Annotated in this window: 23 protein-coding genes and 1 riboswitch; of the genes, 5 read left to right on the plus strand and 18 right to left on the minus strand. The window is 71.3% G+C overall.

From position 1 onward, the window contains the following. The first annotated feature begins 4 nt into the window (after nucleotides 1-4). Together AC3A46_RS12380 and AC3A46_RS12385 are read left to right on the plus strand one after the other, a co-directional pair. Entirely contained in the window at nucleotides 5-958 is a 954-nt protein-coding gene (locus AC3A46_RS12380; RefSeq protein WP_487665450.1) for an ROK family protein, read from the plus strand. Further along, on the plus strand, nucleotides 951-1,730 hold the full coding sequence (locus AC3A46_RS12385) for a glucosamine-6-phosphate deaminase (RefSeq protein WP_487665451.1): 780 nt from the start codon (nucleotides 951-953) through the stop codon (nucleotides 1,728-1,730). Before AC3A46_RS12380 ends, AC3A46_RS12385 begins: the two co-directional genes overlap by 8 nt. A 15-nt stretch (nucleotides 1,731-1,745) precedes the next feature. On the opposite strand, the gene AC3A46_RS12390 is transcribed toward AC3A46_RS12385, so the two are convergent. The 5 genes from AC3A46_RS12390 to AC3A46_RS12410 form a co-directional block, all read right to left on the minus strand. Further along, nucleotides 1,746-3,137, minus strand: a complete 1,392-nt coding sequence (locus tag AC3A46_RS12390) for an FAD-binding oxidoreductase (protein ID WP_487665452.1) — start codon at nucleotides 3,135-3,137, stop codon at nucleotides 1,746-1,748. After that, complete coding sequence (locus tag AC3A46_RS12395) at nucleotides 3,134-3,550, minus strand: YrdB family protein (RefSeq protein ID WP_487665453.1); 417 nt, start codon at nucleotides 3,548-3,550, stop codon at nucleotides 3,134-3,136. The genes AC3A46_RS12390 and AC3A46_RS12395 overlap by 4 nt, the downstream gene beginning before the upstream one ends. Before the next feature lie 98 nt (nucleotides 3,551-3,648). Beyond that, nucleotides 3,649-5,559 carry an RNA polymerase sigma factor gene (locus AC3A46_RS12400; protein ID WP_487665454.1) on the minus strand — a complete coding sequence of 637 codons (1,911 nt, stop codon included), beginning with the start codon at nucleotides 5,557-5,559 and terminating at the stop codon, nucleotides 3,649-3,651. A gap of 309 nt (nucleotides 5,560-5,868) precedes the next feature. Beyond that, entirely contained in the window at nucleotides 5,869-7,005 is a 1,137-nt protein-coding gene (nagA, locus tag AC3A46_RS12405) for an N-acetylglucosamine-6-phosphate deacetylase (RefSeq protein WP_487665455.1), read from the minus strand. Nucleotides 7,006-7,032: 27 nt separating this feature from the next. Continuing rightward, nucleotides 7,033-8,562, minus strand: coding sequence for a family 20 glycosylhydrolase (locus AC3A46_RS12410; RefSeq protein ID WP_487665483.1), 1,530 nt, complete (start codon nucleotides 8,560-8,562; stop codon nucleotides 7,033-7,035). Between the two features lie 151 nt (nucleotides 8,563-8,713). Continuing rightward, a riboswitch (ZMP/ZTP riboswitch) is annotated at nucleotides 8,714-8,798 on the plus strand. Nucleotides 8,799-8,850: 52 nt separating this feature from the next. On the opposite strand from AC3A46_RS12410, the gene glyA reads away from it, so the two are divergent. Beyond that, a complete protein-coding gene (glyA, locus tag AC3A46_RS12415) occupies nucleotides 8,851-10,125 on the plus strand; it encodes a serine hydroxymethyltransferase (RefSeq protein WP_487665456.1) in 1,275 nt (424 codons plus the stop codon). A 245-nt stretch (nucleotides 10,126-10,370) separates the two neighbouring features. After that, on the plus strand, nucleotides 10,371-11,258 hold the full coding sequence (locus AC3A46_RS12420) for a bifunctional methylenetetrahydrofolate dehydrogenase/methenyltetrahydrofolate cyclohydrolase (protein WP_487665457.1): 888 nt from the start codon (nucleotides 10,371-10,373) through the stop codon (nucleotides 11,256-11,258). Here the strand turns inward: AC3A46_RS12420 and AC3A46_RS12425 are convergent. From AC3A46_RS12425 to AC3A46_RS12485, 13 genes are all read right to left on the minus strand, one after another. Then, entirely contained in the window at nucleotides 11,245-11,901 is a 657-nt protein-coding gene (locus AC3A46_RS12425; RefSeq protein ID WP_487665458.1) for an NAD(P)H-dependent oxidoreductase, read from the minus strand. The genes AC3A46_RS12420 and AC3A46_RS12425 overlap by 14 nt on opposite strands. Next, entirely contained in the window at nucleotides 11,898-12,380 is a 483-nt protein-coding gene (locus AC3A46_RS12430; RefSeq protein WP_487665459.1) for a MarR family winged helix-turn-helix transcriptional regulator, read from the minus strand. The genes AC3A46_RS12425 and AC3A46_RS12430 overlap by 4 nt, the downstream gene beginning before the upstream one ends. A gap of 154 nt (nucleotides 12,381-12,534) precedes the next feature. After that, nucleotides 12,535-13,269, minus strand: coding sequence for an amino acid ABC transporter ATP-binding protein (locus tag AC3A46_RS12435; RefSeq protein WP_487665460.1), 735 nt, complete (start codon nucleotides 13,267-13,269; stop codon nucleotides 12,535-12,537). After that, entirely contained in the window at nucleotides 13,266-14,111 is an 846-nt protein-coding gene (locus AC3A46_RS12440) for an amino acid ABC transporter permease (RefSeq protein WP_056370745.1), read from the minus strand. The genes AC3A46_RS12435 and AC3A46_RS12440 overlap by 4 nt, the downstream gene beginning before the upstream one ends. Before the next feature lie 22 nt (nucleotides 14,112-14,133). Continuing rightward, nucleotides 14,134-14,988, minus strand: a complete 855-nt coding sequence (locus AC3A46_RS12445; protein WP_487665461.1) for an ABC transporter substrate-binding protein — start codon at nucleotides 14,986-14,988, stop codon at nucleotides 14,134-14,136. A gap of 369 nt (nucleotides 14,989-15,357) precedes the next feature. After that, nucleotides 15,358-15,921, minus strand: a complete 564-nt coding sequence (locus tag AC3A46_RS12450; protein WP_487665462.1) for a hypothetical protein — start codon at nucleotides 15,919-15,921, stop codon at nucleotides 15,358-15,360. Between the two features lie 39 nt (nucleotides 15,922-15,960). Next, on the minus strand, nucleotides 15,961-16,758 hold the full coding sequence (locus AC3A46_RS12455) for a transglutaminase-like domain-containing protein (protein ID WP_487665463.1): 798 nt from the start codon (nucleotides 16,756-16,758) through the stop codon (nucleotides 15,961-15,963). Nucleotides 16,759-16,796: 38 nt separating this feature from the next. Continuing rightward, complete coding sequence (locus AC3A46_RS12460; RefSeq protein ID WP_487665464.1) at nucleotides 16,797-17,600, minus strand: HpcH/HpaI aldolase family protein; 804 nt, start codon at nucleotides 17,598-17,600, stop codon at nucleotides 16,797-16,799. Beyond that, the gene (locus AC3A46_RS12465) at nucleotides 17,585-18,370 is read right to left on the minus strand and encodes a 2-keto-4-pentenoate hydratase (RefSeq protein WP_487665465.1); all 786 of its coding nucleotides are present in this window, start codon (nucleotides 18,368-18,370) and stop codon (nucleotides 17,585-17,587) included. The genes AC3A46_RS12460 and AC3A46_RS12465 overlap by 16 nt, the downstream gene beginning before the upstream one ends. Before the next feature lie 10 nt (nucleotides 18,371-18,380). After that, entirely contained in the window at nucleotides 18,381-19,541 is a 1,161-nt protein-coding gene (gene hpaD, locus AC3A46_RS12470; protein WP_056370728.1) for a 3,4-dihydroxyphenylacetate 2,3-dioxygenase, read from the minus strand. Between the two features lie 43 nt (nucleotides 19,542-19,584). Beyond that, nucleotides 19,585-21,117: a 5-carboxymethyl-2-hydroxymuconate semialdehyde dehydrogenase gene (gene hpaE, locus AC3A46_RS12475; RefSeq protein ID WP_487665466.1), complete on the minus strand. Its 1,533-nt coding sequence runs from the start codon at nucleotides 21,115-21,117 to the stop codon at nucleotides 19,585-19,587. Between the two features lie 58 nt (nucleotides 21,118-21,175). Beyond that, nucleotides 21,176-21,865: a GntR family transcriptional regulator gene (locus AC3A46_RS12480; protein ID WP_487665467.1), complete on the minus strand. Its 690-nt coding sequence runs from the start codon at nucleotides 21,863-21,865 to the stop codon at nucleotides 21,176-21,178. Next, nucleotides 21,862-23,451 carry a fumarylacetoacetate hydrolase family protein gene (locus AC3A46_RS12485; protein WP_487665468.1) on the minus strand — a complete coding sequence of 530 codons (1,590 nt, stop codon included), beginning with the start codon at nucleotides 23,449-23,451 and terminating at the stop codon, nucleotides 21,862-21,864. Before AC3A46_RS12485 ends, AC3A46_RS12480 begins: the two co-directional genes overlap by 4 nt. Nucleotides 23,452-23,578: 127 nt before the next feature. On the opposite strand from AC3A46_RS12485, the gene AC3A46_RS12490 reads away from it, so the two are divergent. Next, nucleotides 23,579-24,964, plus strand: a complete 1,386-nt coding sequence (locus tag AC3A46_RS12490; protein ID WP_487665469.1) for an MFS transporter — start codon at nucleotides 23,579-23,581, stop codon at nucleotides 24,962-24,964. Nucleotides 24,965-24,981: the final 17 nt, after the last annotated feature.

The raw sequence follows: 24,981 nt of genomic DNA on the forward strand, positions 1-24,981 counted from the left end.
GCCGATGAGGGTCGGGCTGGACGTCGGCGGGACCAAGACCGACGCCGTGGCGGTGCACGCCGACGGCACGATCGCGGGTCGCCTCCGCATCCCCACGGGATGGGGACCGGATGCTGTGGCCCAGACCGTCCTCGACGCCGTGCGCGCGCTCGGCTCCGAGGCGGGCGTCGATCTCTCGGCGGTGCGGTCGGTCGGGGTCGGCATCCCCGGCCAGATCGAGCCGGGCACCGGCCGCGTGGTGCACGCGGTGAACCTCGGCGTCGACGAGCTCGACCTCGCCGCCGCCGTCGGGCCCCAGCTGGGGGTGCCGGTGCAGGTCGAGAACGACGTCAAGGCCGCCGCCCTCGGAGCGCATGCGCTCCACACGCGGGGTGGCGCACGGGCGCCGGGTTCGATGGCGTACCTCAACCTCGGCACCGGCATCGCCGCGGGCATCGTCTCGGACGGCGTGCTCTGGCGGGGTGCCCGGGGCACCGCGGGGGAGGTCGGCCACATCTCGGTCGACCCGAACGGGCCGCTGTGCCGCTGCGGTCAGCGCGGCTGCATCGAGGCCTTCGCCGGCGGCGGTGCGATCGCCGAGCGCTGGGCCGAGCGCTCCGCGCTGCCGGTGCGCGACGTCTTCGACGCGGCCGACGCGGGCGACCCGTCGGCGCGGCAGCTGCGCGCCGGGCTCGCCCGCGGCGTGGCCGCCGCGATCCGGGTACTGGTGCTCACGGCCGACGTCGATATCGTGGTCCTCGGAGGAGGTGTGACGGCGTTGGGAGACCGGCTGGTGACGGATGTCGCAGCCGAGCTCGCGGCCAGCGCCGAGGCATCCCCGTTCATGCGCTCTCTGCACCTCGCCGACCGGGTCGAGCTGCTGCCGCCGGGTTCGCCCGCCGCCGCACTCGGAGCCGCGCTGGTAGGCGCGGAGGGCGACGCCACACACGACGCAGAGGAAGCACTGGTCCATGGCTGAGATCGTCATCGTTGAAGACAAGGCCGCCGCAGGCGCGCTCGTGGCCGACCACATCGCGGAGCTCATCCGCTCGAACCCCGAGACGGTGCTGGGGCTTGCGACCGGATCCACGCCGCTGCCCGTGTACGAGGCGCTGCGCTCGCGGCTGGATGGCGTCGACGTTTCGCGTGTGCGCGGATTCGCGCTCGACGAGTACGTGGGCATCGACCCCGCGCATCCCGAGAGCTACCGCTCGGTGATCACGCGAGAGGTCGTCGAGCCGCTGGGCCTCAACCCCGAGCTCATCCGCACACCCGACGGCACGCCGGAGGGCATCGAGCACCACGGCGAGGAGTACGACGAGGCCATTCGCGGGGCCGGCGGCATCGACCTGCAGATCCTCGGCATCGGCACCGACGGCCACATCGGCTTCAACGAACCCGGCTCGTCGTTCTCGTCGATCACCCGCGTGAAGACGCTCACCGCGCAGACGCGACGCGACAACGCGCGCTTCTTCGACTCGATCGACGACGTGCCCATGCACTGCATCACGCAAGGGCTCGGCACCATCCTGCGCGCCCGGCACCTGGTGCTGCTGGCGTTCGGCGAGGGCAAGGCGGCGGCGGTCGCCGGCGCCGTCGAGGGCCCGCTGTCGGCGTCCCTGCCGGGCTCGGCGATCCAGCTCCACCCGCACGCGACGATCGTGGTCGACGAGGCCGCCGCATCGCAGCTGACCCGCTCCGACTACTACCGCTACGCCTACGACAACAAGCCCGACTGGCAGGGCATCTGAGGCTCCCGCGTCGGCTCAGCGCGCGAAGACCTTGCCGGGGTTGAGGATGCCCTGGGGATCGAAGACGCGGGTGATCTGACGTTGCAGCTCCCACTGGTCTTCGCCGAGTTCGTCGGCGAGCCAGCGGCGCTTGAGCACGCCCACGCCGTGCTCGCCGGTGAGCGTGCCGCCCAGGCGCAGGGCCGCGCGGAAGAGGTCGTCAGCGGCCGCCCAGATGTGATCCGGCGCCTCGACGACGCCGAATTCGTCGGGCTCGGCCTCGAAGATGAAGTTGGGGTGCAGATTGCCGTCGCCCGCGTGGGCGACCGTCGGGATCACGACGCCGTGCTCGCGCTCGACGCGGGCGATCTCGTCGAACATCGCGGGCAGCGCGCTGCGGGGCACCGAGACGTCCTCGATGAGGGCGGTGCCGAGCGACTCCATGGCGGGGTGCATCGACCGGCGGATCGCCAGCAGCCGCTCTCCCTCTTCGCGGTCGTGCGAGACGACCACCGCGCCTCCGGCGCCACGGAGCACGTCGGCGATGGCGTCCGCTTCGGCGATCGCGGCCGGACCGTCGGTCTGGATGGTGAGCTGCGCCGCTCCCGGAGTCGGTGCCTCGAGCGCCAGGAGAGCATGCACGGCGGCGAGGGACGCGGCATCCATCAGCTCCATGATCGCCGGCTGCGCACCGGAGGCGGTGACGGCGGAGGATGCCTCGGCCGCCGTGCGCACGTCGGGGAACGTCGCGGCGATGGTGCAGACCTCGCCCGGCACCAGCCGTCGCAGCTTCACGGTCGCGCCGACGACGACGCCGAGAGTCCCCTCGGACCCGATGACCAGGGACGTCAGGTCGAGGCCCGTGACGCCTTTGACGGTGCGGTGACCGAGGTGGAGCAGCCGACCGTCCGCGAGGACGAGGTCGACGCCGAGCACCGCGTCGCGCACGACTCCGTACTTCGCGCAGAGGAGTCCGCCCGCGCCGGTGGCGATGTTGCCGCCGACCGTCGAGATCGCCCGGCTCGCGGGATCGGGCGCCCACCAGAGGCCGTACGGGAGGAGCGCGGCATTGAGGTCGGCGTTGAGGATGCCCGGCTCGACGATCGCGAGGAGGTCGTCGGGGCGCACCTCGAGGATGCGATCCATGCCGCGCACCGACAGCGAGATCTCCCCGTCTCCGGCATTGGCACCGCCGGCGAGGCCGGTGCCGGCCCCGCGGGTGACAACGGGCGTGCCGGTGCTTCCGGCGATGCGGAGCGTCTGCTGCACATCGTCGACGCTACGGGCGTGCACGACGGCGAGGGGGAGACCGGATGCGGCGTGCCCGGACTTGTCGGCGCGCGCGGCGGCGAGCGATGCCGGGGAGATGTCGACGCGATCGCCGAGTGCCGCGCGCAGCTGGTCGAGCGCGTCGGCGCCCGAGATCACGACAGGCGCCGCCGGCCGGCGATGAGGCCGGCGGTCACGGCGACCAGGCCGAACGCGAGGCCGATCCACGCGTTGCCCATCGACCACCAGGCGGCGGTCGCCGACACGTAGACGAGGAGCTCGACGACGGCGCGGACGAAGGGGTGCACCGCGAACACGGCGCGCGGCGACACGAAGAGGGCCCAGAGGAGGATCGCGATCACGGGCGCCCCGAGGCCGGCGACGATGTTCCACGGGAACGGCCACATCGTGAAGCCCCACAGCGCGAGGGTGCCGAACGCGAAGATCTCGCACACGAAGGCGACCACGTCGATCGCCGTCAGCGGCGCAACCTTGCCGGCGGTCAGGGGCGCGCGCGTTCCGGGTGCCGGTTCGGCAGGGCGCGCGGGAGTGACGTTCGGCATGTCGGACATGGCTTCCAGTCTACGGCGGCGTCCTGGACGCGTCCCCCGGGCACCGGTGCTCGGGGGCTGGTCGCCGAGCACCCTGCGACGAGGCGGAACGTGGTGGGTCAGTTGCCGCCCCCGGCAGGCACCGTGTCGGGGGGCAGGGTGTCGGCCGCCTCAGGGACGTCCGCGGGCGCCTCGGCGGCGGGCGCGGACGTCGTGCGGTCGACGACGCCGCGGCCGAGGCCGTTCGGAACGCTCACGCTGCGCCTGGTCGTTCCGGCGCCGGTGGTGTCGCCGTTGCCGTTCCCGGTGCCGTTGGCGGGAGCGCCGTTCCCGGTCGAGCCGCCGTTTCCGGTGGTGCCGCCGTTGCCGCTGCCCGCGCCGTTCGTCGGCGTGCCGTTGCCCGGGTTGCCGGTGCTCCCGTTGTTGCCCGACGCGCCGTCGCCGGTGCCGGTGCCGTTGCCGGTGCCGTTGCCGGCGTTGCCGGCGTTGCCGGTGTTCGCGTTGCCGCCACCCGACCCGTTGGCGGCGTTGCCGGTGTTCGCGTTGCCGCCACCCGACCCGTTGCCGTGGTTCCCCTGCATGCCGCCGTTGCTGCCCGAGGCGCTGCCGTTGCCGCCCGAGGCGCCGGCGTTGTGGCCCTGTGCGTTGCCGTTCTCGCCCTGCGCGTTGCCGCTGCCGGTCTGGTCGGTGGCCTCGCCGCCCCCCGACGCCGTGGCGTCGCCGTCCTGTGCCTCGCCGCTGCCGGAAGCGGTGTCGGACACGACGGGCACGTCGGCCGGGCCGGGGCCGGGCTCAGCCGGAAGCTGGAGCGCGGTGTCACCGGTCTCCTCGGGCAGGATCGCCGGGGCGTTCACGTTCTCGGCCGAGACCTCGTTCGCCGGCGTGGGCGTGGGCCCCGGTTCGGGGCCGGCGCCGGCCGGCAGCATCACGGCCGCGGCGACCACGCCGCTGACGACGACGAGGCCGGCGGCGGCGAGTCCGGAGGCCGCACCGATGCCGGCGACCGCCGACGTGCCGAAGACCGCTGCCGACGAAGCGACGGCGGTCGCCGCCCCTGCTGCGCCGACCGCCCCCGCCGATCCCACGCCGGCCGACGTCGCCGCCGCACCGGCACCTGCACTCGCAGTCGCTCCCGCGCCGACGACTCCGCCCGGCGCGATGGTCACCGTGCTCTGCACGACGCTCGACGGCATCGAAGCCAGCGCCACGAGTGACGTGCCGCCGCCCTGAACCGTCGCGAGGTAGCCCGCCGTGCCGACAGCGCCCAGCGCGATGGGCAGCAGCACGAGCGCCAGCCGGCTCGAGACCTCCTTGGCTTCGCTCGCGACGATCGAGCAGCGCACGCAGCGGCCGAGATGCTGCTCGAGCTTCGCGTGGTCGCGGCGGCCGAGGTTGAGGCGGGAGTACGCGCCGAGGCGCTCGATGGTCCACTGGCAGTCCGAGCCGTCGGCCGCGGACCGCAGGTGCGCCTGGATCCACGCCTCGCGCAGTCCTTCCCGCGCACGGAACGTCAGCTGGGCGACCGCCGTCGGCTTCATGCCCAACAGCGGCGCGATCTCGGCGGGCTTCATGCGCTCGATCTCGGAGTACCAGAGCACCTCCTGCCACCGCGTCGGCAGGCTGCGGAAGGCCTGATGCGTGAGGCCCCGGTCGAGCGCGGCCTCGCTCTCGTGCTCGGCGCCCGAGGGGTCCTCGACGCCGTCGAGCTCCTCGTACGCGGTCTCGCGGCGCGCGCGCCCCCACGCTGCGGCGGTGTTGCGGATGCTGGTGAAGAGGTAGGCGCGGAACGATCCGGTCGGCCCGCCGCCGTGGACGATCGAGTGGTAGATGCGGGTGTACGCCTCCTGCACGAGGTCGTCGGCATCGAGGCTCGAGGTCATGTTGCGCGCGACGGTGACGCCTGCGCGATAGTGGCGCCGCCAGAGCTCCGCGAACGCGTCGGTGTCACCCGATCTCGTCCGCAGGACGAGATCGGCGTCGGCGTCGGTGACGACCTCCGTCTCGAGCTCCCGCACTTCCTCGTGGTCCATGGATCCCCCAGTTCCGCGGCGCACATCGACGACGTCGATCCCGGGTGCGGACCGCGGCTCGTTCCATTGTCGTCGCCGCTCCCGGATTTGACCAGGGCTGCGACTCGGCCGCGCAGCATCCGTCCGGGCGAATTTCCAGAACTCGCGTAATAGATCGGGGGTCGCGCCGTCTCTTTCGTCAGAGTGGCAGGCCGCCTTGTGTGGGGCACGACGGCGGCCGCCCCCGCGGGAATCCCGCGGACAAGGCGGGGCTCGGAGGGATCTCGGGGGAGGGACCTTCGGCCCCGCCTTTCACGTGCGCGAACGCGCTCAGGCGTCGCGCCCCGCGACCCAGACGCGACGCACCGCGAGGGCGTGGTCGAGCAGCACCGCGTCCGCGGGCGCTCCGATGTCGAGCGTGCCGAGGTCGCCGCGGTGGATCGCATGCGCGGGCTGCCGGCTCAGGGCATGGGAGGCGACCTCGAGGGGCACGCCGGCGGCCACCACGTGGCGCAGCGCGGCGTCCTGCGTGAGCGTCGAGCCGGCGATCGCGCCGCCCTCCTCGAGCCGCGCGACACCGTCGGTGACGCGCACCGCGAGGCCGCCCAGCTCGTACCGGCCGTCCTGCGAGCCCGCCGCGGCCATCGCGTCGGTGATGAGCGCGATGCGGTCGCCGGCCACGGCGAACAGCGTCGCGATGAGCTCCAGGTCGACGTGCACGCCGTCGGCGATGATCTCGAGCGTGACGCGCTCGTCGCGCAGGCCCGCGATCACCGGACCGGGGGCCCGGTGATGGATGCCGGGCATCGCGTTGAACGCGTGGGTGAGCAGCGTCGCGCCGGCGTCGAAGGCGCGCCGCGTCGTGTCGGCGTCGGCGTTCGTGTGGCCCACCGCGACCGCGACTCCGGCGTCGACGAAGCGCCGGATCGCATCGAAGGCACCCGGGCGCTCGGGGGCGAGCGTGACCTGGCGGATCGTGCCGCGTCCCGCCTCGAGCAGCCGGTCGACGGATGCCGCGTCCGGCGCCCGCAGCAGCGACTCGGTGTGCGCGCCCTTGTGCCCGGGGTCGAGGAACGGGCCCTCGAGGTGCGAGCCGAGGACGGTGGGATCGGCGTCGCAGAGGTCGGCGACCATCGCCACGCGCGCGGCGAGGTCGTCGATCGGTGCGGTGATGAGCGAGAGCACCGCGCGCGTCGTGCCGTGGGCGCGGTGGACGGCCCGCGCGGTGGCCACGGCCTCCGGCCCGTCGTCGAAGCCGGCGCCGGCGCCGCCGTGCCCGTGGATGTCGATGAAGCCGGGGACGAGGCATCCGTCGCCGCCGTCCACGACCTGGTCGGCGGCCGGGAGATCGCCGCCGACGCCGGCCGACGCGACGCGGCCGCCCTCGAACAGCGCCCACCCGTCGGCGCGGTCGCTGTCGACGGAGACGGAGCCCAGCAGGCGGACGGAGTGGACGAGGGTGCTCATGCGGTGCTCCGGATCACTCGGCGGAGGTCACTCGGTGACCCACGGGATCTCTTCGGACGGGTGGAAGCCGATGCCCATGCTGGTCCACAGCGGGCCGAGGGCGCCGACCCGCTCGCGGAACGACGCCCAGGTGCGCAGGTCGCTCGCTCCGGTCGCGGGCGACCAGGCGGCCTCCGCGGCGGCGGCCGCGCGGGGGAACGCCATCGTGTCGATGTCGGCGGCCGTGCGGATCGTCTCGGTCCACAGCGGCGCCTCGACGCCGAGGATGCCGGAGTCGTCGACGCCCGGAACCACGTCCGACGGCTCCCACGAGTACGCGCGCTCGACGCTCGTCGGGCCGTTCGCCCACGTGAGGCCCAGCTCGGGTCCGGTCGGATACTTCATGTCGAGGTAGATCGCGTCGGCGGGGGACAGGATCAGCTGCGCGCCGTTGTCGACGAACGCGGTCGCCTTCTCGGCGGCGCCTTCCTGCGGCGTGAGGAAGCCCCAGTACTGGCCGACCGTAATGTCGGCGATGCCGGCCGCGGCACCGGCCTCGTGCCACGCCACGGGCGTCTTGCCGAGGTCGGCGATGATCTCGCTCGCGCGCGCCACGAACTCCGCGAAGTCCTCGTCGGTCGTCGAGAGCGACTCGTCGCCGCCGAAGTGCAGGTACGGCCCCGGCGTCATCGCCGCGAGCTCGCCGAGCACGTCGGCCACGAAGTCGTACGTCGCCTCGTCGTGGATCTTCAGCGATGAGAACCCGACGGCCATGCCGTCGTACGGCGCGCCGACGCGCGGCTCGTCGCCGCCGTAGTCGCGGATGGTCTCGCGCATGTGGTCGCTGACGCTGGGGTCTTCGGCGAGTTCGGGGTAGGCGAGCCCGACGGCGTGCGTGTGGCCCGGCATGTCGATCTCGGGGACCACGATCATGTGACGCGATGCCGCGTACTCGACGATCGCGCGGTAGTCGTCCTTCGTGTAGAAGCCGCCCGGGTCGCCGCCGACAGAGGTGCCCGACGCCTTCTCGGTCAGCTCGGGCCGCGAGTCGAGCTGGATGCGCCAGCCCTGGTCGTCGGTGAGGTGCAGGTGGAGCGCGTTGAACTTGAGCGACGCCGCGTGGTCGATGTACGCCTTGACCGTCTCGACGGGATGGAAGTGCCGGGCGACATCGAGCATGACACCGCGATAGGCGAAGCGCGGGGCGTCCTCGATGGTGACGGCGGGCACGGTCCATTCGTCTCCGTCGCGGGCGATGAGCTGACCCAGCGTCTGCACGCCGTAGAAGAGTCCGCCCGCGTCGGCGCCGGTGACGGAGACGGATGCCTCGTCCACCACGATCCGGTAGGACTCGGCCGGGTCTTCGGACCCGGAGCCCGTCGACGGGTCGATCCGCAGCTCGATGCCTGCGCCGTCGCCGCGCGCGAGGGTCAGCCCGGTGCGGGCCTCGACGATCGCGGACAGGGCGGCCGCAGCATCCGCTTCCGCGTTCACCGCCGTGGCGGAGGTGAGCCGGAACGGCGCGCCGGTGCCGGCCTCGATCGAGACGGGGGCGGGGACGACGGCGGGAAGCGACACGGTGTCTCCATTCTGTGCGACCGGGGTGCAGCCGGCCAGCAGTGCAGCGGCGAGGACGGCTGCCGCGGCGGTCCGTCCTCGTCGACGATTCATGTAAAGAGTCCTAACAAAAGGGAATCGACTCAGCCTAGCGGCTCCAGTTCCGTTATGCTCGGTGTGTCGCGACTGGCGTTGAGGTGGGACACCACCGGGGAGCGACCGACTACGGCATTCGACCGCACGCCTGGGCCGATGTGAATCCCGGCACCCCGTGCCGCGCACCCCGAAAGCCGCAGTCAAGGAGATCGCATGACCGATCAGTTCTTCAACGCCCCTCTCGCCGAGGTCGACCCCGAGATCGCCCAGGTGCTCGACCGCGAGCTCGACCGCCAGCGCGGTTACCTCGAGATGATCGCCTCCGAGAACTTCGTGCCCGTCTCGGTGCTGCAGTCGCAGGGTTCGGTGCTGACCAACAAGTACGCCGAGGGCTACCCGGGCCGCCGCTACTACGGCGGCTGCGAAGAGGTCGACGTCGCCGAGGAGCTCGCGATCCACCGCGCGAAGTCGCTGTTCGGCGCCGGGTTCGCGAACGTGCAGCCGCACTCGGGCGCCACCGCCAACGCGGCAGTTCTCCACGCGATCGCCCGTCCCGGCGACACGCTGCTCGGTCTCTCGCTCGACCAGGGCGGCCACCTCACGCACGGCATGAAGATCAACTTCTCGGGCCGGCTGTACAACATCGTCGCGTACGGCGTCGACCCCGAGACCTCGACCATCGACATGGACGAGGTGCGCCGCCTCGCGGTCGAGCACAAGCCCAAGGTCATCATCGCCGGCTGGTCGGCCTACCCCCGTCAGCTCGACTTCGCCGCCTTCCGCGCGATCGCCGACGAGGTCGGGGCGACGCTGTGGGTCGACATGGCGCACTTCGCCGGTCTCGTCGCGGCGGGTCTGCACCCGAACCCGGTCCCGCATGCGCACGTCGTGTCGTCGACCGTGCACAAGACGATCGGCGGCCCCCGCTCGGGCTTCATCCTCACCAACGACCCCGACATCGCGAAGAAGATCAACACGGCGGTCTTCCCGGGCCAGCAGGGCGGCCCGCTCATGCACGTGATCGCGGCGAAGGCGACGGCGTTCAAGCTCGCGGCCACCCCCGAGTTCAAGGAGCGCCAGGAGCGCGTGCTGCGGGGTGCCCACATCATCGCCGAGCGCCTCTCGCAGCAGGACGTGAAGGATGCCGGCATCGCCGTCCGCTCGGGCGGCACCGACGTGCACCTCGTGCTCGTCGATCTCCGGAACGCTCAGATCGACGGCAAGCAGGCGGAGGACCTCCTGCACGAGATCCACATCACGGTGAACCGCAACGCGGTGCCCAACGACCCCCGCCCGCCGATGGTCACGTCGGGTCTGCGCATCGGCACGCCGGCGCTCGCGACCCGCGGCTTCGGCGACGCCGAGTTCACCGAGGTCGCCGACGTCATCGCGCTCGCGCTGCAGCCCGGTGCCGACCTCGAGGAGCTGCGCCTGCGCGTGGCGGCCCTGACGGCCGCCTTCCCGCTGTACCCCGGCTTCCGCCACTGAGTGGGAGTGCCGCCGCAGCACGGCGGCACCGTCTGGTACCACTGTCGACACGGATGCCGCGGCCCGACGCCGGGCCGCGGCATCCGTCCCCCCCTCCTCCTCGACCACGATCCGCGAGAGTGCAGCTGATCGCCGAGAGGGTGGGTGGTTCCCCACCTCTCGTCCACCAGCTGCACTCTCGCCGACGGGCGGGGCGGCAGGCGAGGGGCCGGGTACGTAGCGCACGAAACACGAGGAGACCAAGGATGACCGCACAGAAGCTCGACGGGCGCGCGGCCGCGGCCCAGATCAAGGACGAGCTGCGCGAGCGCGTGGCGGCACTTAAGGACCGCGGCGTCACGCCCGGCATCGCGACGGTGCTCGTCGGCGCCGACCCGGCCTCGCAGCTGTACGTCGGGATGAAGCACCGCGAGTCCGAGGCGATCGGCATGAACTCGATCCAGCGCGAGCTGTCCGCTGACGCCACCCAGGCCGAGGTCGAGGCGCTCATCGACGAGCTCAACGCCGACCCGGAGTGCCACGGCTACATCGTGCAGCTGCCGCTGCCGAAGCACCTCGACACCGACGCGATCCTCGAGCGCATCGACCCCGCGAAGGACGCCGACGGCCTGCACCCGACCAACCTCGGCCGTCTGGTGCTCAACGTCAACTCGCCGATCACCACGCCGCTGCCGTGCACGCCGCGCGGCGTCATCGAGCTGCTGCTGCGCAACGACTTCGATCTCAAGGGCAAGGACGTGGTCGTCGTCGGCCGTGGCGTGACCATCGGCCGCTCGATCGGTCTGCTGCTCACTCGCCGCGAGATCAACGCGACCGTGACCCTGACGCACACCGGCACGGCCGACCTGTCGCACCACCTGCGCCAGGCCGACGTGATCGTGGCCGCCGCGGGCGTGAAGCACATCGTCCGTGCTGAGGACGTCAAGCCCGGCGCCGCCGTCCTCGACGTCGGCGTCACGCGCGAGGACGACCCCGAGACCGGGAAGTCGCGCGTGTACGGCGACGTCGCCCCGGACGTCGCCGAGGTCGCCGGCTACCTCTCGCCCAACCCCGGAGGGGTCGGTCCGATGACCGTGGCGCTGCTCATGACGAACGTCGTCGAGGCGGCGGAGCGCTCGCTCAACGACCAGTAGCCGCGACGAGCTCGGACCGTTCGCGCGGACGCACGGACTCGGCATCCGTCGCTCCGAACGAGGCCATCCCGCGGACCCAGCGCTCGCGATCGGCCTCGGTGCTGTGCCGCACCTGCGCCAGCCGAGTGACGCCGCGGACCTTGATGCCGCAGTACTCCAGCGTGGCGTTGCGCAGCGACCGGATCGGGGCGTCGCGGTACACCCACGCGTTCCAGAACGTGGGGGAGTCCATCGTCATCACGATGCGCGCGCTGCGCCCGGTGAGCAGCTTGTCCCACAGCCGCCCGGTCGGACGGTAGCGGTAGGCGAATCCGCGCACGAACACGCGGTCGATCCACGTCTTGAGCGCCCCGGGAACCGAGCCCCACCACTGCGGGAAGAAGAACACCAGGTGGTCGGCCCAGTCGACATCGGCGATGTAAGCGGCGACCTCGGGGGTGAGCGGCACGTCGGCATCGGTGCGCGGCAGGCGCACTTCGTCGCGGACGGACGGATGCTGCGGCACCGTGTCGTTCGCAAGGTCGACGACGCGCACTTCGGCGCCCCCGGCGCGGGCGGCGTCGGCGTACGACTGTGCGAGGGAGTGGTTGAGACTGCCGGCGAAGGGCGTGCCGACGATCACGAGGATGCGGGGAGCGTTCATGCGTGGGTCTCCTGAGGGTGGTGGACGGCACCCGGGCCGGGGGCCGGCTGTTGCTGGATGAAAGCGGTGAGGGCGACGAGCTGGGCGTTCATGCGCGAGGCGTCGATGGGGTCGCCCGCGAGCGAGGGGTGGGTCAGCATTGCGGCGAACTCCCGCTCGAGCACCTCGCCGGCATCGCGCACGAGGGCGGTGCCCTTGTCGGTGAGCGTGAGCAGGATGCTGCGGCCCGCGCCGGGCTGGGATGCGGCGGTGATCCACCCGTCCTCGACGAGCGCGGGCACGCGCTTGCTCACGGCGGCCTTGGTGACGCCGAGGCAGCGGGCGAGCGTCGTCATGTCGACCGGCTCGTGGTCGTAGAGCACGGCCAGGAACTGGAAGTGGTTGAACGTCACGCCCCACCCGGCCTGCAGGGCGGCGTCGGCGAAGGCGTCGAGCTCGGCGATGAGCTCGTGGAGGGTGAAGGTCAGGCGCTCGGACACATCTGAAGTAAACCAGTTGACTAACCTTAAGTCAACAAGTTGACTCACTCCGCCGCGTTCACATCGCGTGATCTCGCCGAGGCCATGCGTTGTACGCGCGCATAACGGGTGCGCTCGGTGAGATCACGCGATCTGGACAGCGGCCTTGCCTCACTCAGGCGGTGAAGCGGGCGAGGAACTCCCGGGTGCGCGGTTCACGAGGAGCCGCCAGCACCTCGGAAGGAGGCCCCTGCTCGACGATCGTGCCCGCGTCGAGGAACACCACGCGGTGGGCGACATCCCGCGCGAACGCCATCTCGTGCGTCGCCATGAGGATCGTGGCGCCGTCGGCGGCGAGCTGCCGCACGAGCTCGAGCACCTCGCCCACGAGTTCGGGATCGAGCGCCGACGTGATCTCGTCGAGGAACAGCACCTCGGGGTCGGTCGCGATGGCCCGCACGATCGCGGCACGCTGCTGCTGGCCGCCCGAGAGGCGGTCGGGGTGCTCGTGCGCCAGATCGGCGAGCCCGATGCGGCCGAGCAGTTCGAGCGCGCGAGCCTCGGCCGCACGCCGCGGAGTGCGGTGCACGACGCGCGAGGCCAGCGTGACGTTGTCGAGCACGGTGAGATGCGGGAACAGGTTGTAGCTCTGGAACACGGCACCGAACCGCGAGCGGACGCGGTTCGCGTCGACGCGGGGGTCGGAGATGTCCTCGTCGTCGAGGAAGATCTGCCCGTCGTCGATGGGTTCGAGGAGGTTCAGGCATCGCAGCAGCGTCGACTTTCCCGATCCGCTCGCGCCGATGAGCGCGACCACTTCGTGGGTCGCCAGTTCGAGGTCGACGCCGCGGAGCACTTCGCGCTCGCCGAAGGACTTGTGGATGCCGGTTGCCCGCAGCAGGGCGGTCACAGGATCGCCCCCGCCTGCTCGCGCTCGCGCAGTCGCGCGGTGTACCAGTCGGTGAGCCGGATGGTGGGGATCGCGAGCAGGATGAACAGCACGCCGGCCACGACGTACGGCGTGAAGTTGTAGGTGAGCGAGGCGACGGATCTCGCCGCGGCGATGGCGTCGACCGCGCCCAGGATGGAGATCAGCCCGACGTCCTTCTGCATGGAGATGAAGTCGTTCATGAGGGGCGGCGTGATCTTGCGGAAGGCCTGGGGCAGCACGACGCGGCGCAGCGACTGCACGTAGCCGAGGCCGAGCGCCCGCGCGGCAAGGCGCTGCGACGGGTGGACGGCTTCGATGCCGGCGCGGATCACCTCGGCGACGTACGCGGAGTAGGTGAGCGTCACCGCGATCACGCCGAGCAGCACGACGGGCATCCGCGTGTTCGTGATGGTCGGCAGACCGAAGCCGATGAGGTACAGCACGATGATGAACGGCAGTCCGCGGAAGAGGTCGGTGTAGCCGGCCGCGAGCACGCGTGCCGGGAAGAAGACCGGCCCGCGGAGGGTGCGCAGCACGGCGATCACGAGTGCCACGACGGCGACGGTCACGACAGAGTAGGCGAGGACCTGCAGGTTGATCAGGAAGCCGTCCCACACCTTCGGCAGCGCCTGGATCGCGACGTCGAGGTTGAAGAACGACTGCTGGACCTTCGACCAGCCCTCGGTGTTGATGACCGTCACCCAGACGATCGCCGCGAACGCGAGCGAGGACGCGATCGCGATCAGGACGGACCGCCGCGAGCGGCGGTGCCGGTAGGCGCGACGGTCGAGCTCGAGCGCGCTGGGCTGGTGCGGGGTCACCGAACGAACGTAGCGGACACGGTCACTGCAGCTGAGGCACGCCTTCGCTGAGGACGGCGAGCCATTCCTCCTCGAGGGCGTCGAGCGTTCCGTCCTCGCGCAGCGCGTCGACGGCCGCGGTGACGTCCGCGGTCAGCGGGGAGTCCTTCGCCAGCAGCAGGCCCCACTGGTCGGGAACCCCCGCGGCCGGGAGCTCGCCGACGGTGAAGGAATCGTCGATGTAGAAGTTCACCGCGGTGTAGGCGGTCGGGGTGTCGAGCACGAGGGCATCGATCTGGCCGGCCTTGAGCGCGGCGACCGCGTCTTCGTTGGAGCTGTAGAGCTGCGGCGTGGCGGTGGGAGCGATGGCCTGCTCGATCGTCGTGGCGCTCGTGGATCCCGACATCGCACCGAGCACCAGATCCTTGAGGCCCGCGATATCGGTCACGCCCTCGGCGGCACCGCCCTTGAGCGCGACCACCGACTGGCTGGCCTCGTAGTAGGGCGACGAGAAGTCCACGGCCTGCTTGCGCTCGTCGGTGATCGTGTACTGCTGGATGTTGAAGTCGAAGCTCTTGGGTCCGGGCGCGATCGCCGACTCGAAGCTGGTCCGCACCCACTCGACGTCCTCGGCGGCGAAGCCCAGCTCCTCGGCGACGGCGTACGCGACCGCCGCCTCGAACCCCTCACCCGACGCCGGGTCGTCGTCGATCACGTACGGCTCATACGCCGTCTCGCCCGTCGCGATGGTGAGCTTGCCGGGGGTGAGGTAGCCCGCGTCCTCGGCAGCCGACTCGCTGCCGGCCGGCGCGGAACCCGAGGCGCAGCCCGTCAGGGCGAGGGCCGCGACGGCGATGCCTGCGGCGGCGATGCGGACGAGACGGATGCTGCGCGACATGGGTGCCTCCAGGAGTCGGGTGTCCGCGCGTGCGTGCTGTCGCTGCGCGGATCCCTCCATTTTGACGAGGCGACGGGCCGAACGGTCCGCGCGGGTCGGTTTGTTACACCTCTGATGCGGGGGAGCCGGGGGGCGCAGCATCCGTTTCGCACCATTCTCGCGCTGCCCGATTCGGCATCCGCGGCTGTTCCCGCACGGCCGATTGCGCTCGCGCTGCCCGAATCGGCATCTGCGGCCGTTCCGAACGGCAGCGGATGCCGATTCGGAGAGCGGAGTGCGGAAGACGGATGCTGCGGCCCCACGCCCTGGCCGAGCGGGCCGAGGGCGTGATCACGGTCGGCGCCCGCCCGATCGACAGGTCGGGCGCACTCAGCCCTTGCCGAGTTCGTCGAGCATGCGTCGCTGCTCGTCGGTGAGCCCGTCGTTCCGTTCGCGACGGCCCGCGGATGCCTCGGAGGACGGGATCGGCGGGGCCGCGGCATCCGACGATCCGGCCTTCGAACCGGTCGCCTTGTCGTAGAGCGTGCCGGCATGGGTCTCGACCTTGTCGTCGATGGCGCCGTAGATCGCCCACCCGATGAGGAGGATCACCGGCGGGATGACCCAGCCCCAGAACGCGCCGAAGATGCCGCCGCCGATGGAGACCCCCGTGAAGACCACGGTGACGATCCAGACCAGGAATGCGACGGCGAAGGCGAGCAGGAACTCGACGAGCTTCTCGCCGGCCCTGGTGCGCTGGTTCGCGGACTTCGCCGCCATCGAGCGGAACCACTTCTCGACCAGCGGCTTGATCCAGATGACGAGCGCGGTCAGCACGATGCCCGCCCACAGTGCGGCCCAGCCGACGCGCGCGGGAGTGAGCCAGCCGACGATCAGCAGGACGACGATGTTGAACACCAGCAGCGACGCGAACCGCACGACCCACTTCTTCATGGATTCACTGTGCCACGTCCCCGGCCGGGTCGCGGACTCCTATGCGATCGAGACCTGTTCGTCGATGTCGTCGGCCGGAAGGGCATCCGCCGTCGTGATGACCGACATCTCGGCGAGGTCAGCGCGACCGCGGGCGACGGTGAGGAAGGCGGTGTCGGCGGCGTCGCGACCCGTGGCGATGCGCACCAGCGTCTGGCGCGGCGCGAGCGCGGTCGCATCGACCACCCGCCAGGCGTCGTCGATCCACGCCTCGGCGACGGCGTGGAAGTCCATCGGATCGAGTCCCGGCGCATACACGGCGACGACACGGGACGGGATGCCGAGGGCCCGCAGCAGCGCCACGCACAGGTGCGCGTAGTCCCGGCACACGCCCCGACGGGCGAGCAGCGTGCGGACCGCGCCGTCGGTGGGAAGCGAGGCGCCCGGGACGTACCGCAGGCGCGTACCCACCCACGACGAGACGGCGGTCAGGAGCGCCCCAGGATCCTCGATGCCCGCGAACTCCGCGGCGGCGGTCGGGGCGAGCGCGTCCGATTCGGCGTAGCGGCTCGGGCGGGTGTAGGTGAGCAGATCGGACTCTTCGGCGACCGCGGTGTCGCCCGCGCCGAGCACGCGGGCGCGGTACTCGACGACGAGTTCGCCCGGCGCGCTGGTCAGCCGGTGGAGCCTGGTGCCGTGCGCGTCGGAGAGCTCGTGCGACGGGACGGCCGCGCCGTCGAGGGTCGCCCGGAACTCCTCGTGGTCCGGCGTGTAGTGGCCCGACACCGCGACCGCGAAGATCAGGTCGGCGGTCTCAGTGACATTCAGGACGATCCGGCTCGCGACATCACGCTGCATGTGCCCAGCGTGTCACGAATGGGCGGACTCGTCGTCGCTCAGTACGAGGCGCGCTCGCCGGAGGCGTCGGTGGGGACGTACCGGGCGGCGAGGGCTTCGGAGCCGCGCGCCAGGAGCGCGACGTCGGCGCCGACGAGGACGAACGACGCGCCTGCCTCGAAGTAGGCGTGGGCGGTGGCCGGGTCGAAGGCGTTGACGCCGACCGGCTTGCCGGCCGCGCGGACGGCGTCGAAGGTGCGGCGGGCGGCGGCGACGACGTCGGGGTGGGTCTGCTGACCGAGCACGCCCATCGAGGCGGCGAGGTCACTGGGACCCACGAAGACGCCGTCCACGCCGTCGACCGCGGCGATCTCGGCGGCCGCCTCGACACCCGCCGTCGTCTCGATCTGGACGAACAGCGAGACGTGCGTGCCGGCGTCCTGGAGGTAGTCGTCGACGCGGTTCCACCGGGCCGACCGTGCGAGCGCGGAGCCCACGCCACGCGTGCCGTGCGGGGGATAGCGCACGGCGGCGACGGCGGCCTCGGCATCCGTCTTCGACGACACCATCGGCACGAGCAGGTTCTGGGCTCCGAGGTCGAGCACCTGCTTGATGGTCACGGCATCGCCGATCGGCACGCGCACCACGGGGGTGATCGGGTAGGCGGCGACGGCCTGCAGTTGAGCCAGCACCGACTCGAGGCCGTTGGGGGAGTGCTCCATGTCGATGAGCAGCCAGTCCAGGCCGGAGCCGGCGCAGATCTCGGCCACGAGCGGTGAGCCCGTGCACACCCACATACCCGCGAGCGGGCGGTCGGCGTGCGCGAGGTCGTCGCGGAAAGTCGGGCTCAGACGAAGCGGCATTCGATCACTCCCATGGGTCCGTAGTCGCACCTGACGGTATCGCCCCGCGACACCCACATGGGGCGTGTGAACGAGCCGGCGAGGATGATCTCGCCCGCCTCGAGTCGCGCGCCGTGCTGGTGGAACTTGTTCGCGAGCCACGCGACGCCGGTCGCGGGGTGGCCGAGCACGCCCGCGGCGACGCCGGTCTCCTCGATCTCGCCGTTGCGGCTGAGGACGCCGGGCACCCAGCGCAGGTCGATCTCATCGGGGCGCTTGTGCACGTCGCCGAGCACCATCGCGCCGTACGCGGCGTTGTCGGAGATCGTGTCGACGATGGTGCGGCCCTCGAGCTCGATGTGCGAGTTCAGCACCTCCAGCGCGGGCACGGCGTAGTCGATCGCCGCGAGGGCGTCCGCGAGGGTGCAGTCGGGGCCCTCGAGCGGGGTGCTCAGCACGAACGCGAGCTCGACCTCGATGCGCACGTTCGAGAACTCCTCGACGGGGATCTCCGCGCCGGAGCGGTACACGGTGTCGTCGAACATCACCCCGTAGTCGGGCTCGGAAATGCCCGTCGCCTGCTGCATCGCCTTCGACGTGAGCCCGATCTTGCGGCCGACGAGCGTGCGCCCGGCGGCGATGTTCTGGTCGCGCCACACGCCCTGGATCGCGTACGAGTCCTCGACCGTCGCGTCGGGGTATCGCGCCGTGATCCGCGGGATGACCGAGTGCGTGCGGTCGGCCTCGGCCAGCTCGGCCGCGATGGCGGCGATGTCGTCGGGGTGCAGCATCCGACTCTCCTTACAGCTGGTGGCCGAGCTTGTACTCGCCCTGCTTGTACTCGGGCATCGAGTCCTCGTCGGGGCGGGTGTACGAGAAGCCGTCGGCGCCGATGGTCACGGCCATCTCGGACGAGTCGGTGCGGGCGACGACGGGCTGGGGGTTGCCGTCGAGGTCGAGCACGAGCGAGGCCTCGGTGTACCACGACGGCACGACGGGGTTGCCCCACCAGTCGCGGCGCTGGTTGTCGTGGACGTCCCAGGTGACGACGGGGTTGTCGGGGTCGCCGGTGTAGTAGTCCTGCGTGTAGATCTCGACGCGGTGTCCGTCGGGGTCGCGAAGGTAGAGGTAGAACGCGTTCGAGACGCCGTGGCGGCCCGGGCCGCGCTCGATCGCGTCGGAGCGGCGGAGCGCCCCGAGCTTGTCGCAGATCGCGAGGATGTTGTGCTTCTCGTGCGTCGCGAACGCGACGTGGTGCATGCGGGGACCGTCGCCGCCGGTCATCGCGGTGTCGTGCACGGTGGGCTTGCGGCGCATCCACGCGGCGTAGACGGTGCCCTCCTCGTCCTGGATGTCCTCGGTGACGCGGAAGCCGAGGGACTGCATGAAGTTCACGGCGCGCGGGACGTCGGGGGTCACCTGGTTGAAGTGGTCCAGACGCACCAGCTCACCGGGGGTGTGCAGGTCGTAGCGCCACGACAGGCGCTCGACGTGCTCGGTGGCGTGGAAGAACTCGTACGGGAACCCGAGCGGGTCGGTCACGCGCACCGAGTCGCCGATGCCCTTGGTGAAGCCGTCGGGGCGGCGCTCGATGCGGCAGCCGAGCTCCTCGTAGAACGCGACGGCCTTGTCGAGATCCTCCGCCGACCGGACGCGGTACGAGAACGCGGCGACCGCGGCCACCGGTCCCTGGCGCAGCACGAGGTTGTGGTGGATGAACTCCTCCGTGGACCGGAGGTAGATCGTGTTCTCGTCCTCCTCGGTCACGTACAGGCCGAGCACGTCGACGTAGAACTCGCGCGACGCGAGCAGGTCGGTGACGACGAGCTCCATGTATGCGCAGCGCAGGATGTCGGGCGCCGGCACGGAGGGGGTGGGGATCGGGTTGTCGGAGAGGATCGGCGCCTCCTGGCTCACGTAGAAGCCGGAGGAGGTGCGGGTCATCTGGTCACGGTGGGTCATGTCGCGTCCTTGCGTGGGAGTTCGGGGATGGATGCTGCGGCCCTCAGTGGGCGGCGGCATCCGCCTTTCCGAAGGTGGGGTTGTGGGCGGGGCCGAGCGTGATGTGCACGGCCTGCTGGTCGGTGTAGAAGTCGATGGAGCGGTAGCCGCCCTCGTGACCGAGGCCCGAGGCCTTGACGCCGCCGAAGGGGGTGCGGAGGTCGCGCACGTTGTTCGAGTTCAGCCAGACCATCCCGGCCTCGATCGCCTGCGAGAAGTTGTGCGCGCGCTTGAGGTCGTTGGTCCACACGTACGCGGCGAGCCCGTAGCGCACGCCGTTGGCGAGCTCGAGCGCTTCCTCGTCGGTGTCGAACGGGGTGATCGCGACGACCGGGCCGAAGATCTCCTCCTGGAAGATCCGGGCGTCCGGCGCCACGTCGGCGAACACGGTCGGACGCACGAAGTTGCCCGTCTCGAACCCCTCGGGGCGGTCGCCGCCGGCGACCAGGCGTGCCTCGGACTTGCCGATCTCGATGTACGAGACGACCTTGTCGTAGTGCTCGGGGTGCACGAGCGCCCCGACCTCGGTCTTCGGATCGTGCGGGTAGCCGACGACGACGCGGTCGGCCTGCGCGGCGTAGCGCTTCACGAACTCGTCGTAGACCGGGCGCTCCACGAGGATGCGCGAGCCCGCGGTGCAGCGCTCGCCGTTGAGCGAGAAGACGCCGAAGATGGTGGCGTCGATCGCGGCGTCGAGGTCGGCGTCGGCGAACACGACCGCGGGGGACTTGCCGCCGAGCTCCATCGACAGGCCCTTGAGGAAGGGCGCCGCGTTGCCGAAGATGAGCTGCCCGGTGCGGCTCTCGCCGGTGAAGGAGATGAGCGGCACGTCGGGATGCTTCACCAGCGCGTCCCCGGCATCCTCACCGAGTCCGTTGACGAGGTTGAACACGCCCTTCGGCAGGCCCGCCTCCTCGAAGATGCCGGCCCAGAGCGATGCCGACAGCGGCGTGAACTCGGCGGGCTTGAGCACCACCGTGTTGCCGGTGGCGAGCGCCGGGCCGAGCTTCCACGACTCGAGCATGAACGGCGTGTTCCACGGGGTGATGAGCCCCGCCACGCCGATCGGCTTGCGGTTGACGTAGTTCATCTGGCGGCCCGGCACCTTGTAGGCGTCGTCGGCCTGCGCCACGATCAGATCGGCGAAGAACCGGAAGTTCTCGGCCGCCCGCCGGGCCTGGCCCAGCGCCTGCGTGATCGGCAGGCCAGAGTCGAACGACTCGAGCTCCGCGAGCCGCGCGTCGCGGGATTCGACGATGTCGGCGATGCGGTGCAGCACGCGCGAGCGCTCGCGCGGCAGCATCCGCGGCCACGGTCCCTCGGTGAACGCGCGCCGCGCGGCGGCCACGGCACGGTCGATGTCGGCCTTCTTGCCGGCCGCGGCCTGCACGTAGGTCTCGTTCGTCACCGGGTCGAGCACGTCGAACGTGTCGCCGTCGGCCGAGTCGACGAACGCGCCGTCGATGTAGTGCTGGATGCGGCTCGGCAGGCCCTCGGGCACATGCCGCGTCGCGAGGACAGTCTGTGTGTCGGTCATTGCTGCTCCTTCGTCGGAGGTCGTGGGGACGGATGCCGGGGCGCCCGGCATCCGTGGATCAGAACGCGGGAAGGCCCAGGGCTTCGTCGGGGTGCTCGTGGATCATGTACGCGTCGAGGGTCGCCGACCGGTGGCGCCGGGCTGCCTTCTCGATCTCACCGAGCGGGGCGCCGGTCTCGATGAGCACGAGGATGTTCTCGTGCTCGCGCACCGATTCCTGCGCGCGGCCGGGCACGAAGCTGAACGTCGAGTCGCGCAGGTGGCCGAGACGCGCCCACTCGGCGTGCACGAGGTCGAGCATGCGCGGGTTCGCGCACTTCTCGAACAGCGCCGCGTGGAACTCCTGGTTCAGCGCGGTGAACGCCCGCGGGTCGAAGTGCTCGAGCGTCTCGATCATGAGCTCGTTGATGCGGCGGGCGTTGCGGACGTCGTCAGCGGTGAGCCGGCGCGCTGCCAGCGCGGTGGCGGCGCCCTCGAGGATCGACAGCGCCTGCATGCTGTACCGGTACTGCGAGTCGTCGACCATCGACACCCGCGCACCGACATTGCGCTCGAACGTGACGAGCCCCTCCGCCTCGAGCTGGCGGATCGCCTCGCGCACCGGCACGACGCTCATGTCGAGCTCGCCGGCGATGCTGCCCAGCACCAGGCGGTAGCCCGGCGTGAACTCCTGGTTCGCGATGCGCTCCTTGATCCAGCGGTACGCCTGCTGCGACTTGCTGAGCGTGTCGGCTTCGGTCGGGCTCATGCGCGGCCTTCCTCGTTCTCCGGTCCCTGAGCTTGTCGAAGGGCGTACTTCGCGCGCCATTCGGCGTTCATCGGGAAGAGCCCGTCGAGGGGATGCCCCTCCGCGGCGCGGTCGGCGATCCAGGCGTCCTCGTCCTCCTGGGCGAGCGCGGCGTCAACGACCTCCTCGGCGATCCCCGGCGGGATCACGACCACCCCGTCGGCGTCGCCGACGATGATGTCGCCGGGCTGGACGGTGGTGCCACCGCACGCGATCGTCACATCGGCGTCCCACGGCACGTGCTTGCGGCCCAGCACCGCGGGGTGCGCGCCGGACGAGTACACCGGGATGCCGACGGCGGCGACGGCCGCGGCATCCCGCACTCCGCCGTCGGTGACGATGCCGGCGGCGCCGCGGGCGTGCGCACGGATCGCGAGGATGTCGCCGAGCGTGCCCGAGCCCTCCTCGCCGCGCGCCTCGATCACGACGACCTCGCCGTCGCCGACGGCGTCGAATACGCGCTTCTGCGCGTTGTAGCCGCCGCCGTGGGACGCGAAGAGATCCTCGCGGTTGGGTACGAAGCGCAGCGTGCGAGCCGTGCCCACGAGCTTCGCCTCCCTCCCCGGCGATGACGCAGAGTGCAGCGGCCGCACGCCGTCGACGTGCACGTTGTTCAGCCCGCGTTTGCGCAGCTGGGCCGACAGGCCCGCCACGGGCACCGCCTCGAGCTTGGCGCGCAGCTCGGGGGAGAGGGCCGGGGTCGCGGCGTCGATCGCGGGCAGCCCGGCCGCCTCGCGCGAGCCCCACGCTTCCGCGCGCTGCAGGTCGTCGACCGCGGGCAGCGAGCCGAGCTCGGCGTCGAAGGGGGCCGAGCCCTGCACCACCGTCGTCACGAGTCGTCCCGACGACGGGCCGCCCGGAACGTCGACCTCGACCTCGACGACATCGCCGGGCTTCGCGACCGATGAGCCGGCGGGCGTGCCGGTGAGGATCACGTCGCCGGTCTCGAGCGTGAAGTGCTGCGACAGGTCGGCCACGAGCTGAGCGAGCGGGAAGATCATGCCCGCGGCCGTGTCGTCCTGCGCGATCGCGCCGTTGAGCCACGTGCGCACGCGCAGCGCCGCGGGGTCGATGGCGCGCGCGTCGATGAGCGCCGGACCGACGGGCGTGTAGCCGTCGCCGCCCTTCGAGCGCACGTTCGAGCCCTTGTCGCTCGAGCGCAGGTCATAGAGCCCGAAGTCGTTGGCGGCCGTCACCCACGCGACGTGGTCCCACGCGTCGGCGAGTCCGACGCGGCGGGCCGGGGCGCCGATCACGAGCGCGATCTCGCCCTCGAACGCGAGCAGCTCGGTGCCTTCCGGGCGCTCGATGGTGTCACCCGACGCCGCGACCGAACTCGACGGCTTGAAGAAGTACGACGGATGCTGCGGCCGCCGCCCGCGCTGATCCGCACGCGACGCGTAGCTGAGGTGGATGGCGATGATCTTGCCCGGGCGGCCGGGAAGCGCCGCGAAACGGCGGTCTGCGGTTGGGCCCACGCGCCCGGAGGCTCCGCGCGACGCGCCAGCGGCGTGTGGAGAAGGCGTGGGGACCTTGATCTCGTCCATGAGCTCCCTTACTCGAAGCGACCTGTTGCGTCGTATTCGAAATCGTATATGATCGTGCAGCATCCGGCAACCATTCCCCGACGGTTCGCCGGCGACGACGTCGTCAGCCCCCGACACAGGAGTCACCATGAGCAGCACCTCAGGACCCGCAGCAGGGTTCACCCCCACCGGAACCATCGCGTCCACCACGGACCGACGACGCGTCGTGTTCGCGACGGTCGTCGGCACCACCGTCGAGTGGTACGACTTCTTCATCTACGCGACCGCGGTCGGCCTGGTCTTCGGCCAGCTGTTCTTCGCACCGCTCGGCGCCAACAGTGCGATCGTCGCCTTCGCGACCGTCGGTGTGAGCTTCCTCTTCCGCCCGCTCGGCGCCTTTCTGGCCGGGCACTTCGGCGACAAGTACGGCCGCAAGGTCGTGCTGATGTGGACGCTGATCCTCATGGGCGCGGCCACCGCGCTCATCGGCGTGCTGCCGACCTACGAGGCGATCGGCGTCGCCGCGCCGATCCTGCTCGTGCTCCTGCGCATCATCCAGGGCATCTCCGCCGGCGGCGAGTGGGGCGGCGCGGTGCTGATGGCCGTCGAGCACGCGCCGAAGCAGCGCCGCGGCGCGTTCGGAGCCTCGCCCCAGATCGGGGTGCCCCTCGGCCTGCTGCTCGCCTCGGGCGTCATGGCCCTCATGGCGATGATCGCCCCCGGAGACGCGTTCCTCGTGTGGGGCTGGCGCGTGCCGTTCCTGCTCAGCGTCGTGCTGATCCTCGTCGGCTACTACGTGCGCCGCCGCGTCGAGGAGAGCCCGGTCTTCGCCGAGCTCGCCGAGCGCAAGGAGAAGGCTCGCATGCCGATCATCACGCTCTTCCGCAAGCACCTGCTCCTCGTGTTCATCGCCGCGCTGGTGTTCGCCGGGAACAATGCCGTCGGCTACATGACCACGGGCGGCTACATCCAGGGCTACTCGACCAACCCCGAGGGCCCGCTCGCCCTCGAGCGCGGACCCGTGCTGTGGGCCGTCGCGGGTTCGGCGGTCACGTGGCTGCTGTCGACGCTGGCCGCCGGCTTCCTCTCCGACCGCATCGGCCGCCGCACGACGTACATCATCGGCTGGATCCTGCAGCTCGTCGGGGTGTTCCTGCTCTTCCCGCTCGTCAACACCGGGAACATCTGGCTGCTCTTCCTGGGTCTCGCGATCCTCACGATCGGCCTCGGCTTCACGTACGGCCCCCAGGCCGCGCTCTACTCCGAGCTGTTCCCGGCATCCATCCGCTTCTCGGGCGTCTCGATCTCGTACGCGATCGGGGCGATCCTGGGCGGCGCCTTCGCCCCGACCATCGCGACGGCCCTCGTGCAGGCGACCGGCTCCACGCTGTCCGTCACGTGGTATCTCGCCGGGATGACCGTCGTGGGCCTCATCGCCACGCTGCTCCTGCGCGACCGCTCCGGCATCCCGCTCGGCCCGGACCACGAGGCCGAGCAGTCGGTGAGCCCGATCTACGGCCTCTCCAAGGCCTGACCTTTCAGGAGCGGATG

The sequence above is a fragment of the Microbacterium sp. Soil_C_42 genome (assembly GCF_057656735.1).

Bases quoted from the DNA above. Each gene is read 5' to 3' on its own strand.
- AC3A46_RS12380 (WP_487665450.1), top strand. From the start codon at position 5: ATGAGGGTCGGGCTGGACGTCGGCGGGACCAAGACCGACGCCGTGGCG.
- AC3A46_RS12385 (WP_487665451.1), top strand. From the start codon at position 951: ATGGCTGAGATCGTCATCGTTGAAGACAAGGCCGCCGCAGGCGCGCTC.
- AC3A46_RS12395 (WP_487665453.1), bottom strand. From the start codon at position 3,550: ATGTCCGACATGCCGAACGTCACTCCCGCGCGCCCTGCCGAACCGGCA.
- AC3A46_RS12400 (WP_487665454.1), bottom strand. From the start codon at position 5,559: ATGGACCACGAGGAAGTGCGGGAGCTCGAGACGGAGGTCGTCACCGAC.
- nagA (WP_487665455.1), bottom strand. From the start codon at position 7,005: ATGAGCACCCTCGTCCACTCCGTCCGCCTGCTGGGCTCCGTCTCCGTC.
- glyA (WP_487665456.1), top strand. From the start codon at position 8,851: ATGACCGATCAGTTCTTCAACGCCCCTCTCGCCGAGGTCGACCCCGAG.
- AC3A46_RS12420 (WP_487665457.1), top strand. From the start codon at position 10,371: ATGACCGCACAGAAGCTCGACGGGCGCGCGGCCGCGGCCCAGATCAAG.
- AC3A46_RS12425 (WP_487665458.1), bottom strand. From the start codon at position 11,901: ATGAACGCTCCCCGCATCCTCGTGATCGTCGGCACGCCCTTCGCCGGC.
- AC3A46_RS12445 (WP_487665461.1), bottom strand. From the start codon at position 14,988: ATGTCGCGCAGCATCCGTCTCGTCCGCATCGCCGCCGCAGGCATCGCC.
- AC3A46_RS12450 (WP_487665462.1), bottom strand. From the start codon at position 15,921: ATGAAGAAGTGGGTCGTGCGGTTCGCGTCGCTGCTGGTGTTCAACATC.
- AC3A46_RS12455 (WP_487665463.1), bottom strand. From the start codon at position 16,758: ATGCAGCGTGATGTCGCGAGCCGGATCGTCCTGAATGTCACTGAGACC.
- AC3A46_RS12460 (WP_487665464.1), bottom strand. From the start codon at position 17,600: ATGCCGCTTCGTCTGAGCCCGACTTTCCGCGACGACCTCGCGCACGCC.
- AC3A46_RS12465 (WP_487665465.1), bottom strand. From the start codon at position 18,370: ATGCTGCACCCCGACGACATCGCCGCCATCGCGGCCGAGCTGGCCGAG.
- hpaD (WP_056370728.1), bottom strand. From the start codon at position 19,541: ATGACCCACCGTGACCAGATGACCCGCACCTCCTCCGGCTTCTACGTG.
- hpaE (WP_487665466.1), bottom strand. From the start codon at position 21,117: ATGACCGACACACAGACTGTCCTCGCGACGCGGCATGTGCCCGAGGGC.
- AC3A46_RS12480 (WP_487665467.1), bottom strand. From the start codon at position 21,865: ATGAGCCCGACCGAAGCCGACACGCTCAGCAAGTCGCAGCAGGCGTAC.
- AC3A46_RS12485 (WP_487665468.1), bottom strand. From the start codon at position 23,451: ATGGACGAGATCAAGGTCCCCACGCCTTCTCCACACGCCGCTGGCGCG.
- AC3A46_RS12490 (WP_487665469.1), top strand. From the start codon at position 23,579: ATGAGCAGCACCTCAGGACCCGCAGCAGGGTTCACCCCCACCGGAACC.